Source organism: Aliinostoc maniaoense (assembly GCF_058172895.1).
The window spans coordinates 2,889,489-2,904,043 of record NZ_CP187952.1 but is presented as its reverse complement, the minus strand read 5'-3'; the positions used below and the strand labels follow the sequence as shown (position 1 = coordinate 2,904,043).

Below are 14,555 nucleotides of genomic sequence, written 5' to 3'. Positions count from 1 at the left end.
AATATTCAGTTCGTAGTAAGGACTTTAGTCCTTATTTGAAAACAAAAGTTCTCTCTACGAGACGCTTGCGCGTAGCTTGCTTCCCCGCAGGGGTACACTACAAACATTTAATATTAACTAATTGCACGTTCCGATCATTCGATTATTTGCAAGTTAGAGGTACATCAATGAATCAATATACACACAATAATTCTGCTAAAAAACTTGATTACACTGCCGAAGAAATTCAACTGTGGCTAGTGTCTAATATTGCAGCGCAGATGGGAATTGAACCTGATGAGATAGATATTCAAGAACCTTTAGATAGCTATGGTTTAGATTCTGTACAAGCAATCATGCTTGTAAAAAAAGCCGAAAAATTATTGGGATTCAATATTTCTCCTATGCTACTGTGGCATTATCCCACTATTGAATCCCTGTCTGAACGTTTAGCAGAAGAATTGACAGATTCAGAATCAGAAATGTTTCAAATTTAAACATAGGAATTACGCAACTGACATATATTTTATTTAGGGTGTGTTATACCATTTCACAAAAAATATGATGCAAATGTAGGTTGGGTTGAGGAACGTAGGCGCAGCCTTCTCGTTCGCGTAGCGTCCCGGAGGGAAGAGTAACCCAACAGATAAAAGTCTTGTAATTGTTGGGTTTCACTTCGTACCCCTACGGGGAAGGAAGCTACAACCCAACCTACGCAACAATACAAATTGTCAAACTTCAGGAGAATTTTTAGCTATGAACGCATCAGAATTAGTTGAAAAATTAACTCTACAGGGTGTTCAGATTTGGGCTGATAATGACAAATTAAATATTCGTTCTCATAAGGGAGTAATTACACCTGAAATTCAGGAAATCCTCGTGTCCCAAAAAGCTGAGATTCTAGCTTTAGTCAGGGAAACAGGTATAGCAAATAAATCTGTAGATATACCCTTAAATCTAGGATTAAGTTTACCAACTATTGGTCGCTTAATTGCAGGCTTTTTTGATAATTCCTGCGGAGATTATCAGCCACCTATTATTGATGCTAAAATTATGGCTCAAAGGCTGAAAGTTACTTTTAAACCCTTACCAAGTAACTATAAAAAACAAGAAGTCTTAAAATTTCGTCAAGAATTAGAGACAACACTGATAAATCATGGAGTAAAAATTTTATCTTGGCAAGAAGCTACAGAAGAATTTACTCATAACATATCTCTGCCTTTAATTCACAAAAAAATTAGTTTCAAGTTAAGAGGAGTGAAAGCAGAAATTAATGCAGTGATTGATGTTGAAAATCCTCCTTCTTTGCTCAGGAAACTAGGTATATTCGTAGCCGAGAATTTTTACAAATTTTATTCTCAGGTAATTTTAAATAATCGCCAAATTCCTGTCACTAGAATTGCTAAATTGAGCAGTTGGGCTGAAGAACACACTGCTAAATATGTGGAAGACCCTACTAATACGCAAGTAATAATGATTACTGATATAGACCAGGAATTTATTAATCCTGCTATATCTTATCAACAAAAAATCAATATTGGCTTAAAAACGTTAGTTAGGACATTTTCAGAAATTGTCATTGGAGTTTCAAAAGATAAGATTTCCATATTAAACATGAATCTTTCAGACTCTATTTTCTTAAAATCTGAACTAGAAGCATTTGTTTTGAAATCCCTGATTCCTAAAGTTTTTGTGCCAATTAGCCCACTATTACTGAGTCGATTTCAGCTAGGTAATTACAATCCTTATGAATCTATTTATGCAGCAAATCTAGTCAAATTAGGACAAGAACTAGCAGCAACAGGTTTATTTCCATCTGGTTTTAAGCTAGATGAAGTAGTTAAAAGAAAATCTCATCGAGATATTGTCAATGTTATAGTCAATGGCAGAACTGGGGTGTCTTATGGTTTTGTTGCTTATGCTGAACCGCCACAATATATAGGAGCAACTGAAATCACGGCGAATGAATGGGAAAATCTTCTACCTATCGAGGGATTTAGTAGTGATGAAATCCGTAAGCATGAAAACAATAGACGCTATGTGAAAGTTAAAATTGGTGATGAGTATTTATTTAAACAAGTTCCTGATATTTGGTTGGTAAGTTCTCGCTCAGGTGCAAATAAAACAGATTTAAATATCGCTAGTGATATTATCCGCATTGGTTTAACAGAAAGGTTATTACTAGAACTACCAGAAGGCATTCAACCAGAGGTAGTAGATATTAAACCTTCTTATGATATTTACGTCATGCTGGCTATTAGTTTAGGTGCTGCTTTATATACACCAGAATTGATTAAACATGGTGCGCCAATAGTACATTTTCACGGCTACCCGGCATTTAAATGGTTTGCAAATCATGAATACTGCGTTGGAGTGAATAACCCTTCTGTACCTTGTGGAACTTATGAATCTGGAGTTTTTAACTTTTTAGGTATTTCTAGTTTAGCTAGAAATTCCAGAGAAACTATTGATTTAGTTGGTTTAATAGAACCTGATCATGGTACAAATTTTATAGCTAGTAACATAGAATATTTAATCGAAAGATTAAAAACTGGTTGTGCAGAAGGTGATATTGAATTAGGTGGCAAACATTTTGCTTCTTTGAAAGCTAATTTGAGTGAAATCTCAAGTAACTAGAAATATGGTTTAATTGTAGAAGCGGATTTTTTTGTGGACTTGGGCTAAATACCACATATAGTCTTCAATTTGATAATTATCCGCCGCCTTGACTATATAATCTTTTGCTAATTCAAGGTTACTCTGAGCTTCGTAATATAATCCTAGGTAAAGATGGGCGTAAAACTCACCGCGAATACCTTCTGATTTACCAACATTTAAAACATCATCTGGTGTACATTTTTCTGCATACAAGTTATAGACACACTGCATAATTTTTCTCGGATCATTTTTTACGGTTAATAGAGATTGGCGCGCTTGTGTGACACCAACTAAGCGCGCCATACAAAGATATCTCCAGACGGTTTCTTCTACATCTTGGGAGTTGACTGTTAAATCTATTTCAAATTGTTGCGCTCCTGCGGCAAATTTTTCGGCATAATAATAAGATAAACCTCGTTGCCAGAGATAGGGTGTTAAACGGCTATCTAATTGCTCTGCTTTGTCAAAATCTGCAATAGATTCATCAATTTTGGCTAGTTGGAATTTCACCATGCCTCGCCTAATGTAAGCATTAGGGTTTTGGGGTTGATTTTGAATAATTTTGTGCCAATGATTGAGTTGAGTTTCTAGGGTGTTAGTTAAGGACATAATAATTAGTAATTATCGTAAAAGGTTTACAAGTAGTATCAGTTGAGTTGGGGGTGAAATTTCTAAATCAAACTGTATTTAAGTAATGAGTAATGAGTAATGAGTAAAACTCTTGACTTATTCATTATCTAATAAAACGCAGAGGGGAGGCAGCGCGTTGGGCGGCTGTGCCGACTTGTAGCGACTGCCGTCGCGCGGAGGTAAGCGCGAAGTTGCGCGGAGAATTTGATACTAAGTATATAGTAGGGGAATGTCAATATCTATCCATGAGGTGGAAGAAGATACTGAGGAAATCGAGTATTGTAAGGCTGGTGTTTGAATAATCAGGTCAATACTCGTGGTTCCTATTCGAGATAATAATCCCATCTCAATTACGCCTTATGTGACTTTTGGACTAATTGCGGTGAATGTTCTGGCTTTTCTGTATGAAGCTAGTCTGCCGCCACAAGCGTTAAATGGGTTTTTACATTTAGCTGCTGTAGTTCCCCGTGAACTGAGTTTAAGTTTTGCTGGTGTCTCAGTGCATCAACCTGTGCCGGAGTGGGCGACATTAATTTCTTCTCAGTTTTTGCATGGTGGGTTGTTGCACCTAGCTGGGAATATGTTGTTTCTCTGGATTTTTGGTAATAATGTGGAAGAAAAGTTAGGTCATGCCAAGTATTTGCTGTTTTATCTGTCTTGTGGGGTGTTAGCAAGTTTGGCACAGTGGTTCTTTGCTCAAGATTCTAACATTCCTTCCTTGGGTGCTAGTGGTGCGATCGCAGGCGTGATGGGTGCATATATCCTCCGTTTCCCCAAAGCTGAAATTATTGGGGTTGTTCCCCTGGGTTTTTTCTTCCCAACTTTCCGCGTTCCTGCATATTTCTTTTTGGGATTTTGGTTTCTTCAGCAGTCTCTATACGGACTGGCTAGCTTAGAAGCCCGCACTAATATTGGTATGGAAAGCGGTGGTATCGCTTATTGGGCCCATGCGGGTGGTTTTATCTTTGGCGCAATTCTTGGCCCCCTGTTGGGTTTATTTAGCGACAAACCACAGGAAGAATCTTCTTGGTAATGATGTTAAAAGTCTTTTGGCCAAGGTGTGGTGGGGAAATCAGAATCGTCTAAAGGTTCTAAGGCATCTATGGATGGTTGGGATTTTTGGGGTGAAGTATTTTCTATCTGTGCAATTGCTGCCAATACTTCTGATGCTGACTGATAACGCTGTTTATAGTCATCACGTACCATTTTACTGAGAATTTGGGCGAAACCATCACTTACTAGTGCCTTATCAATCCATTTCAATTCTTGATGGTAGTCTCTAGGAATCTCGTGGGGTGGGATACCAGTTAAAGCTTTAATGCCAATCATTCCAAGTGCATAGATGTCACTATTGTATTGAGGACGACCAAAACATTGCTCATGGGGGGCATAACCTTTAGTGCCAATACCGATAGTAAAGGGGATTTGTTCTTGATCTTCTATTGGTAGTGCAGAAATCTCTTTCACTGCACCAAAGTCAATTAATATGAGTTGATGATCTATATCCCGACGAATAATATTACTGGGTTTAATATCTCGGTGAATTACTTTGTTTTCATGAACAAATACTAATATTTGTAATAGTTCTTTGACAATTTTGATGGTTGTTGTTTCTAAAATGCCTCTACCTGATGGTAATTCTTGGGATAGAGGATGGCCGATAATATATTCTTGTACTAAATAAAATTCGGCGTTTTCTTCAAAATAAGCTAGTAACTGGGGAATTTGGGGATGTGTACCCAATTTTTCTAAGGTTTTTGCTTCTGATGCAAATAAACGCCTCGCCATTTCTAAGGATTTGGGTTGGGTGTTGGCTGGTTTTAGCTGCTTGACAACACAGCGCGGATTTCCAGGACGCTGTATGTCTTCAGCAATGTATGTTTCGCTAAATCCCCCTGCACCCAGAACTTTGATAATTTGATAGCGTCCGCCTAAGATTGTGCCTGCTAGGGCTAAGTCTCGTTGTTGCAGGAGGTTTTGTAGTTCCTGTTGTTGACTGATAATCTCTTGCACAACTGGAGAAGTTTTATATTTTTGGAAGATTTCTACTAATTGGCGAATAGTAATTTTTTCCCTTGCTACTTCTGTGCCTAGATAAGATAAACCACAAATAGCGATCGCCAATATTGGTACAGTGGTGGGTAAGATTAAATATCCATAAATAAAGCTAATATAGCTGATGCAGCCCCAAATACTTGCGAAAGCCAGACTTAACAAAAATCGTTTCAGTCCGCTTTTACTTTTATTCATTAATAATGATGTGCCGCCAACTAAGACTAAGACAAACACACCCCGCAGCCAAGGACTATTAATAGCTGGTGCGATCGCTTTGCCTTGCATTAAAGTAGCTATAGCATGGGCATGAATTTCTACACCTGCCATGCTTTCAGGAGTAAACCCATTTCTAGCTACTGGCACTGGATGATAATCTTTAGCTAACTGGGCTGTTGCTCCTACAATGACGATTTTGTCCCGAAATACCCTACCCTGCTGTAAATAACTATTCCAGTTTTGCGAGTCGAAGACATACCACAAGGGAATCGCTTCAAATGTACCCGCTCCTCCCCAAAAATAAATACCACTGCCTCGCGGTTGTGGATACTTAATTCCGGCTGATCTCAATACAGCTTGATCAAATGACAGCACTTTTTCAGCTAGCAGATCATCTGCTGCTAACAGTTTATTAAATTCCCTGGCGAGTCGATGAATCTTGCCATCTGCCTCTATGATGAAATTTACACTGCCTATGTTGGGATATTGGCGAAATTTCTCATTAGGCAACCTCAATTGTGTGAATGTCCCTTGGTGGGATTCAGATGCTTCGTATTGCGCGGCTAAGGTGATTTTGCTGCCATATTTTTTTAATGCTGCTTGCAGTTGGCGATCGTCCTCTGTACCATAAATACCAGGAGTATCAAAAACCACATCTAAAGCCACGGAACGCGCTCCCGCCTGCATTAATTTTTCAATTACTTCAGCATAAGCAGCGCGTTTAAACGGAAAGGATCTCAGTGGTTCTAGGTAGGCATAAGTGTGCGGATCTGTTTTATAGTACTGTTCGGGTAGTGATATTGACTGATCATCAATTGCTAAAATGACAATATCTTCTGGCGGCACAAGCGATCCTCGCAGTTGCCAAAATGTTGATACGGCTTGATTTTCCAACCATTGAGCCACAACCCCGCCGGCACTTACTACCAGAGATGCCCCAACTGCGGCAACAATGTTGAGTAGATTACCTAGTCCTACCATGCGTTGTGACTGGCGTAATGAGCCAGTCAAAGTTGGTTTAGTTGATTTCGTTGAGGCTATATTGGCAGTAGAGACATATTTCTTATTTGACCTTGATGTAGTTTCTTCTGCCATATCATGTTAATAATTTACGTACAACTATTTGATTTATTGTGACCCACTTATACTACAATCACATTGAAATAATACTTAAATGATCAACTTATACATTTGTAATATAACTTTTATTATTCATCCCCATCTACTCAGGCAGCTAGTCAGACTACTACTGCCAAAAATTTCTTTGTGAGTCAGATCCTAGTACTGTGTACCCATGATTTGAGCCGCAAATATGCCGACTCATCCCTTGCTTGTGGCTAGATTATACTCTATGCCATCTCCACGGTACAGCTGTTACAAAGCGTCTAGAGTTGAGTGCTGATGGCAAAATTGTTAACTGCACAATGTAGAGATTGTGATTATTCCCTATCCTATCCTCAGACCTATGCCTTACGTCTTTAGAAGTAAACTTGATGACTCCATCGGAAAAAATCCTGTTAATCAGTCAATTTTATTGGTAGATTCTGATTACAGGGGATCACTTATTGTCTGGGGAGTTAAAATTTTCAAACCCCAGAAAATAAAATCCTCCGGGTCAGATAATTTTATGCTGTGCAAGAGGTAAGATAAAAGCTATACATCACAAGCTACTCTGAAGAGATTAGCAAATTTATCAAATGAGAATTGCTATAATCTATTGTTCAATCTAAATTCTTTACTATTGTTAGGTGTATTTTTCTATGGGTTCTCCAATGAATCGTCTGTCTATTTTTGTAGACGGAAATAATATGTTCTATGCTCAACAAAAAAATGGTTGGTTTTTTGATCCCCGACGAGTATTAGAATACTTTAAACACGAACAGTCAGAAACAACATTAATTAATGCTTTTTGGTACACCGGCTTAAAAGATCCCCAAGATCAACGAGGTTTTAGAGACGCACTAATTAGTTTAGGTTATACAGTCCGAACGAAAATTCTCAAAGAATATTACGATGATTCCTCCGGTCGCTACTCCCAAAAAGCGAATTTAGATATTGAAATTGTTGTAGATATGTTTAATACCGTAGATCAGTATGACCGAGTAGTTTTATTTAGCGGTGATGGGGACTTTGAAAGAGCAATTGAACTATTAAGATCCAAAAATACTCATATTACAGTAGTTTCCACAGAAGGAATGATTGCTAGAGAGTTACGCAACGCTACCGATAGATATATAGACTTAAATGATATTCGGGATCAAATAGAAAAAGCAGAAGGTTAATTCTCTTAGCAATTATTTACAAAGTTAAGACTAGAAAAACTAATGTAAGCGATATTAAAAGTAAAGGTAAAAAGACAAGCCAAAATGACCACGAAACCAGAAAGAATCATTATTTTCGATACGACCCTCCGGGATGGCGAACAATGTCCAGGTGCGACATTAAATATAGACGAAAAGCTGGCGATCGCCAAGCAATTAGCCCGTCTCGGTGTTGATATTATCGAGGCTGGGTTTGCCTTTGCTAGTCCCGGCGACTTTGAAGCGGTAAGCAAAATTGCTCAAACTGTCGGCACAGAAAATGGCCCGGTAATTTGTAGTTTGGCACGAGCCAGACATGATGATATTAAAGCCGCAGCTGAAGCGATTAAACCGGCAGCAAAGGGCAGAATACACACCTTTATTGCCACTTCTGATATTCACCTGCAATACAAACTCAAAAAAAGCAGACCAGAAGTAATTGCGATCGCCGAGGAAATGGTAGCCTATGCCAAGAGTTTCACCGATGATGTAGAATTTTCTCCCGAAGATGCAGGACGTTCAGACCCAGAATTTTTGTACCAAGTTTTAGAGAGAGCGATCGCAGCCGGTGCAACAACAATTAACATTCCCGATACAGTTGGTTACACCACACCCAGCGAATTTGGGGCAATTATTAAGGGAATTAAAGACAACGTTCCCAACATCGACCAAGCAATTATTTCTGTTCACGGACACAATGATTTAGGCTTGGCAGTTGCTAACTTCTTAGAAGCCGTCAAAAATGGGGCTAGACAGTTAGAATGTACCATCAATGGTATAGGAGAACGCGCCGGAAATGCTGCCTTAGAAGAATTAGTCATGGCTATGCACGTCCGCAGGCAATATTTTAATCCTTTCTTGGGTAGACCGGAAAATTCTGAAGAACCTCTCACCAATATTGACACCAAACAAATTTACAAAACATCTCGTCTCGTTTCCAATTTGACGGGAATGTTAGTCCAGCCAAATAAAGCAATTGTCGGTGCAAATGCTTTCGCTCACGAGTCAGGTATTCACCAAGATGGAGTTTTGAAAAATAAACTCACCTACGAAATTATGGATGCTCAATTGATTGGTTTAACAGACAATCAAATAGTTTTGGGTAAACATTCTGGGCGTAATGCCTTCCGTACTCGCTTGAAAGAATTGGGTTTTGAATTATCAGAAACCGAACTTAATAAAGCCTTTGTGAGATTCAAAGAAGTAGCCGACAAAAAGAAAGAAATTTCTGATTGGGACTTAGAAGCCATCGTTAACGACGAAATTCAACAAGCACCCGATTTATTCCGGGTAGAATTAGTCCAGGTTTCCTGCGGTAGTAACGCTCAACCCACGGCTACAGTTACCCTCCGCACCCCCACAGGCGAAGAACTCACCGACGCAGCCATTGGTACAGGGCCAGTAGACGCGGTTTACAAAGCAATTAACCGTGTCGTAAACGTTCCTAACCAATTGATTGAGTTCTCCGTGCAGTCAGTAACAGCCGGCATTGATGCAATTGGCGAAGTGACTATCCGTTTAAGACATGAATCGAGAGTATTTTCGGGTCATGCAGCCAATACCGATATCATAGTTGCATCAGCACAAGCTTACGTTAATGCCCTCAATCGTTTGTATGCAGCCTTGCAAACGCAAGAGAAGCAAACAGAAGTAACTGCTAACCAAGTGTAAAAGAGTGCTGAGTTAAAAGTGCTGAGTGCTGAGTGCTGAGTGAAAATCCTCACTCGTGACTCAGCACTCAAGACATCAGAACTACTCAGTATAACGACTTGAAAAAACCAAACTATGTTAAACAATGTAAAAATACTAGGATTCAGTTCGTAGTAAGGACTTTAGTCCTGTTTTGAGAACTAAAGTTCCCACTACAAACCTTTAATTGTTTGAGAAAATAGCGACTTATCTAAAAAAATCTCTGTGTACCTCTGCGCTAACCTCCGCGTACCTTAGCGTTGAAAAAGTTGAGATTTGACCCAGCTTCACACAGAAATACTATTGTTAATATCTGAGAAGATTACTGAACCAGAATTTAGGTAGTAGCGTGTAAATTCAAAACATGGGCATCTACTACCATATATGAATAATCAAAAAACAAAATCTTGGGAAGAAGTCCGCGCTACTTTTCAAAAAATTTGGGGTTATGATGATTTCCGTTCGCCACAGGGAGAAATCGTCAACAGTTTATTAACCCAAAAAGATGCACTCATCATTATGCCCACTGGGGGCGGAAAATCAATTTGTTTTCAACTACCTGCATTACTACAAACTGGCTTAACTTTGGTAGTATCGCCATTAGTAGCACTGATGGAAAATCAAGTACAGGAATTAATTGAACGTCAACAAAAAGCCGCATTATTGCATAGTGAATTACCATCATTTCAACGCCGCGCAACATTGCAAGCATTAGAAAAACAACAACTAAGATTATTATATTTATCACCAGAAACTTTATTAAGTCCGCCAGTCTGGGAAAGATTATGTCAGCCACAACTACAAATCAACGGTTTGATTCTTGATGAAGCTCATTGTTTAGTACAGTGGGGTGAAACCTTTCGCCCAGCTTACCGCAGATTAGGGGCTGTCAGACCTGCATTACTCAAACATAAGCCACCAGGAACAAAAATCAGCATTGCTGCATTTACCGCCACGGCTGACCCCTTAGCGCAAAAAACTATTCAAACAGTTTTACAATTACAACAACCGGAAATATTTCGCCTTAATCCTTACCGTCCAAATTTGCATCCTACTGTTCGCATCGCTTGGACACCAAGGGGAAGAAAACAACAATTAATCAAATTTATTCAAAATCGACCAAAACAAGCCGGATTAATTTATGTCAGAACTCGGCGAGATAGTGAAAATTTAGCTGCTTGGTTAACAGAGATGGGTTACAAAACCGCTAGTTATCATGCGGGTTTAGGTGCAACAGAACGCCGGGAAGTGGAAGCAAGTTGGTTGGGTGATAAAATTCCGTTTGTGGTGTGTACCTGCGCCTTTGGCATGGGGATAAATAAGCCTAATGTGCGCTGGGTTGTCCACTATCACGCACCGCATCTATTATCTGAATATGTGCAAGAAATTGGGCGTGGTGGTAGAGATGGTAAACCGGCTGAGGCTTTGACATTGGTGAGTGAGCCTACAGGGTGGCTAGATCCAGATGATAAACAAAGACAACAGTTTTTTCAAGAACAAATGCGATCGCAGCAGCAAAAAGCCCAGCAGTTAATCAAAAAACTCCCAGCACAGGGTGAAGTTAACGCGATAACTAAACAATTTCCCGATAGTGCGATCGCTTTAGCTTTACTGCATAGTAGTGGACAATTAAACTGGCTTGACCCTTTTCATTACAAAATAGAACACAAAGCCAAAAATCAGCCACCCACACAATTACACGCTGCTCAACAAATGACTCAATATTTAAATACTAAACAATGCCGTTGGCAATTTTTATTAAATGCTTTTGGTTTTGATAAAGAAGCCACTAACTGGCGTTGTGGACATTGCGATAATTGCTGCTAATAATTTTAATTTAATTACTCCCAAATGCGTTGCAGATTGAGTACAAATCCAGGTAATATATTTTCACCAGAAAGAGTTTGAGGTAATTTTAAGATTTCTACTTCTTTGCCAGGACGATAAATTTCTACTTCTTGCTTTTTGCGATTGATTAACCAACCCAAGCGACACCCATTTAACATATACTCATTCATTTTATCTTGAACTTTTTTCAAGGTATCAGATGGTGACATGATTTCAATCACAAAATCTGGGCATAGAGGCAGAAATTTTTCTCTTTGTTCTTTAGTCAAAGCCTCCCAGCGAGATTTTTCTACCCAAGATACATCAGGAGAACGATCAGCCCCATTTGGTAAAGTAAATCCAGTAGATGAATCAAAAACTTCACCAAGTTGATTTTGTTCATTCCATGATGCTATTTGTAGAATTAAATTCACATTACTTCTACCTGTTTCTCCTCCTGTTGGTGGCATGATAATTAATTCTCCCAGGGCATTGCGTTCTAATTTTAAATCAGGATTTTCTACACATAATTGATAAAACTGTTCTCTTGTCAATTTAATTACAGAATTGAGATTTAATGTTAGTGATGTCATAACTTATCCAATAATTTCATGTTTTTTACCATTAAAACTTTCAAATAATGCACGATGAGATGAATAACCAAATTCATCATTACGAGTTTCATATTCTTTTATCCAACTCTGGAGAAAATCAAAAGTTTCCGCTTGTTCTTCAGGTGATTTAAATTTATGAGCTTCCCAAGGACGATTACTATTGTTTTCTAAACATTTTTCAATCCCTGGATTAAGAAAATAAATTTCGGTAGCAAATTCTAGACCAATTGCAATCAGGGTACTATAACAACCTTCAATTATCCAAGAATTATTGTTGTTGATAAATTCTAGTAAATCTTTGGCTGCATCTTCTTGAGAACGGCGTACAGCAATTTGATGGTGTTCCCATGCAATAGTATCGAGATCGAGAACTGGAAGATCAAGATTCCGCCCTAGTTTATCTGCTAAAGTGGTTTTTCCTGAACCGGAATTACCAAATATTAAAACTCGATTCATTGTTATTGATTTCATCAGATTGTAAATCAAGTTAAGAGTTAGAAGTTTAGGTTAATTCGTTACTTATCACTCCTAACTCTTCATTTTTAAAACTGTCTCAAGAACCTTAAATCACTAGCATATAGGCGGCGGATATCATCAATTTGATGTAATACCATTGCAAAGCGTTCGACACCAAAACCGGCTGCAAATCCGGTGTAAATTTCTGGGTCATAACCTACAGATTTCATCACATTTGGATCAACCATGCCGCAACCCATAACTTCTAACCAGCGACCATTCCACTGTAAATCTACCTCAGCCGATGGTTCAGTAAAAGGGAAATAACTGGCACGGAAGCGAATCGGTAAATCGCCAAACATGGCATTTAAAAATACTTTGATTGTACCTTTGAGGTCAGTAAATGTTAGTCCTTCATCAATGGCTAGCAATTCGATTTGATGGAAAACGGCTGAGTGAGTAGCATCAACATTATCACGCCGATAAACTCGCCCTGGCGCAACAACCCGGATGGGTGGTTCTTCCCTTTCCATGTAACGAATTTGCACTGATGAGGTGTGAGTCCGCAGGAGATTACCATCTGGCAGGTAGAACGTATCCTGCATATCGCGCGCGGGGTGGTCGGGTGGGGTGTTGAGAGCCTCAAAATTGTAGTAATCTGTCTCCATTTCTGGCCCTTGCGCCACGGTGTAACCCATGCCGACAAAGATATCTAATGCCCGGTCAATAATGCCATTTAAAGGGTGAATGCGACCTTGGGGGCGAAAAATGCCCGGCATGGTGACATCAAGGGTTTCTGCTTCTAGTTGTGCCTGAATTTGGGCAGTTTCTAAAGCTGCCTTTTGTCCGTCTAAACTAGCTTGTAGGGCTTCCTTGACAGTGTTGGCGATCGCGCCAATTTTTGGCCTCTCCTCGGCACTCATTTGCCCCATACTCCGCAACAAAGCCCCCAGTTGCCCTTTTTTACCCAAATAACTCACTCTGAGTTCTTCTAGGCGTTCCAGGGTATCGGCGGCGGCGATCGCCTCTTCTCCTTGTTGCCGCAATGCTAAAAGTTGAGCTTCTAAGTTGCTAGTCATTAGTCAATAGTCCATATTCAATAGTCAATAGTCCACAGGTTTGGACTATTCGACAAATAACTTTAGTAGTATGCCATTAATTTTATGAGAGACAAGGATCAAAACGATAGCTCTTTTTACCAGTTTAGGGGTAACTGTTGACTGTTGACGGTTGACTGTTGACTATTAACTAATGACCAATGACTAATGAGTATGAAATTATTAATTAGCAATGATGACGGGATTTCGGCTTTGGGTATTCGTACTTTAGCTAACTGTTTAGCCGAAGCAGGCCATGATGTCACTGTAGTTTGCCCAGATCGAGAGCGATCGGCCACTGGCCACGGACTGACTCTACATCAACCAATTCGCGCCGAAATTGTCGAGTCGATTTTTCACCCCACAATCAAAGCCTGGGCGTGTGATGGCACTCCCTCAGATTGCGTCAAACTGGCACTGTGGGCTTTATTAGATTCTCCCCCTGATCTGGTGCTTTCCGGCATTAATCAAGGTGCAAACTTAGGCACTGAAATTTTATATTCTGGTACTGTGTCGGCAGCGATGGAAGGCATGATTGAAGGTATTCCCAGCATAGCTTTCAGCTTAACTAGCCACACCTATAAAAACTTTCAACCTGCGGCGCACTTTGCCAAAATCCTCGTCGCACAACTGAGCGTTAAGCCTATCCCAGATTTAATGTTGCTCAATGTGAATGTCCCGCCAGTGAACTGGGAAGAAATTGCTGGCGTGAAACTTACCCGTCAGGGAGTGCGCCGCTATGTAGATGTTTTTGATAAACGCATCGATCCCCGTGGTAAAACTTACTACTGGTTAACTGGGGAAGTTCTAGAAGATGTCGAACCACCAACCGGATTAAATCTGCCACAAAATGTCCCGATTGATGTTCATGTTATCCGTGATAACTACATTAGTATTACGCCATTACAATACAATCTTACCTATGGGAACGCACTAGATAAACTATCAAATTGGGAGTTCAATTTTTCTTAGGGGTGTGGGAGTGTAGAGGAAGGAGAGGGGGATAAGGGAGACAAGGGGGATAAGGGGGACAA

At 39.6% G+C, this 14,555-nt stretch carries 12 protein-coding genes; 7 read left to right on the top strand and 5 right to left on the bottom strand.

Annotated elements, in window-relative coordinates; translation table 11 throughout:
* Positions 1-167: 167 nt before the first annotated feature.
* Complete coding sequence (locus ACPZ3T_RS12810; RefSeq protein ID WP_490276741.1) at positions 168-476, top strand: phosphopantetheine-binding protein; 309 nt, start codon at positions 168-170, stop codon at positions 474-476.
* 259 nt (positions 477-735) lie between these two features.
* The gene (locus tag ACPZ3T_RS12805) at positions 736-2,616 is read left to right on the top strand and encodes a TubC N-terminal docking domain-related protein (RefSeq protein ID WP_490276740.1); all 1,881 of its coding nucleotides are present in this window, start codon (positions 736-738) and stop codon (positions 2,614-2,616) included.
* Positions 2,617-2,625: 9 nt separating this feature from the next.
* Here the strand turns inward: ACPZ3T_RS12805 and ACPZ3T_RS12800 are convergent, their stop codons facing one another.
* Complete coding sequence (locus ACPZ3T_RS12800) at positions 2,626-3,246, bottom strand: tetratricopeptide repeat protein (RefSeq protein WP_490276739.1); 621 nt, start codon at positions 3,244-3,246, stop codon at positions 2,626-2,628.
* A gap of 337 nt (positions 3,247-3,583) precedes the next feature.
* Between ACPZ3T_RS12800 and ACPZ3T_RS12795 the strand changes: the two genes are divergently transcribed.
* Positions 3,584-4,300, top strand: a complete 717-nt coding sequence (locus ACPZ3T_RS12795) for a rhomboid family intramembrane serine protease (protein ID WP_490276738.1) — start codon at positions 3,584-3,586, stop codon at positions 4,298-4,300.
* A 5-nt stretch (positions 4,301-4,305) separates the two neighbouring features.
* Here ACPZ3T_RS12795 and ACPZ3T_RS12790 read toward each other — a convergent pair whose 3' ends face one another.
* Positions 4,306-6,633, bottom strand: coding sequence for a CHASE2 domain-containing protein (locus ACPZ3T_RS12790; protein WP_490276737.1), 2,328 nt, complete (start codon positions 6,631-6,633; stop codon positions 4,306-4,308).
* Between the two features lie 665 nt (positions 6,634-7,298).
* Here ACPZ3T_RS12790 and ACPZ3T_RS12785 point away from each other — a divergent pair.
* The 3 genes from ACPZ3T_RS12785 (at position 7,299) to ACPZ3T_RS12775 (ending at position 11,354) form a co-directional block, all read left to right on the top strand.
* The gene (locus ACPZ3T_RS12785) at positions 7,299-7,820 is read left to right on the top strand and encodes a LabA-like NYN domain-containing protein (protein WP_103136109.1); all 522 of its coding nucleotides are present in this window, start codon (positions 7,299-7,301) and stop codon (positions 7,818-7,820) included.
* A gap of 84 nt (positions 7,821-7,904) precedes the next feature.
* Positions 7,905-9,509, top strand: coding sequence for a 2-isopropylmalate synthase (locus ACPZ3T_RS12780; protein ID WP_490276736.1), 1,605 nt, complete (start codon positions 7,905-7,907; stop codon positions 9,507-9,509).
* Positions 9,510-9,911: 402 nt separating this feature from the next.
* Positions 9,912-11,354 carry a RecQ family ATP-dependent DNA helicase gene (locus ACPZ3T_RS12775; RefSeq protein ID WP_490276735.1) on the top strand — a complete coding sequence of 481 codons (1,443 nt, stop codon included), beginning with the start codon at positions 9,912-9,914 and terminating at the stop codon, positions 11,352-11,354.
* A 14-nt stretch (positions 11,355-11,368) separates the two neighbouring features.
* Here ACPZ3T_RS12775 and ACPZ3T_RS12770 read toward each other — a convergent pair whose 3' ends face one another.
* The 3 genes from ACPZ3T_RS12770 to pheS form a co-directional block, all read right to left on the bottom strand.
* Positions 11,369-11,947, bottom strand: coding sequence for a Uma2 family endonuclease (locus ACPZ3T_RS12770; RefSeq protein WP_490276734.1), 579 nt, complete (start codon positions 11,945-11,947; stop codon positions 11,369-11,371).
* Between the two features lie 3 nt (positions 11,948-11,950).
* Complete coding sequence (locus tag ACPZ3T_RS12765; protein WP_490276733.1) at positions 11,951-12,424, bottom strand: P-loop NTPase family protein; 474 nt, start codon at positions 12,422-12,424, stop codon at positions 11,951-11,953.
* An 86-nt stretch (positions 12,425-12,510) separates the two neighbouring features.
* Entirely contained in the window at positions 12,511-13,503 is a 993-nt protein-coding gene (pheS, locus tag ACPZ3T_RS12760) for a phenylalanine--tRNA ligase subunit alpha (RefSeq protein ID WP_490276732.1), read from the bottom strand.
* A 192-nt stretch (positions 13,504-13,695) separates the two neighbouring features.
* On the opposite strand from pheS, the gene surE reads away from it, so the two are divergent.
* Complete coding sequence (surE, locus tag ACPZ3T_RS12755) at positions 13,696-14,493, top strand: 5'/3'-nucleotidase SurE (protein WP_490276731.1); 798 nt, start codon at positions 13,696-13,698, stop codon at positions 14,491-14,493.
* Positions 14,494-14,555 lie beyond the last annotated feature (62 nt).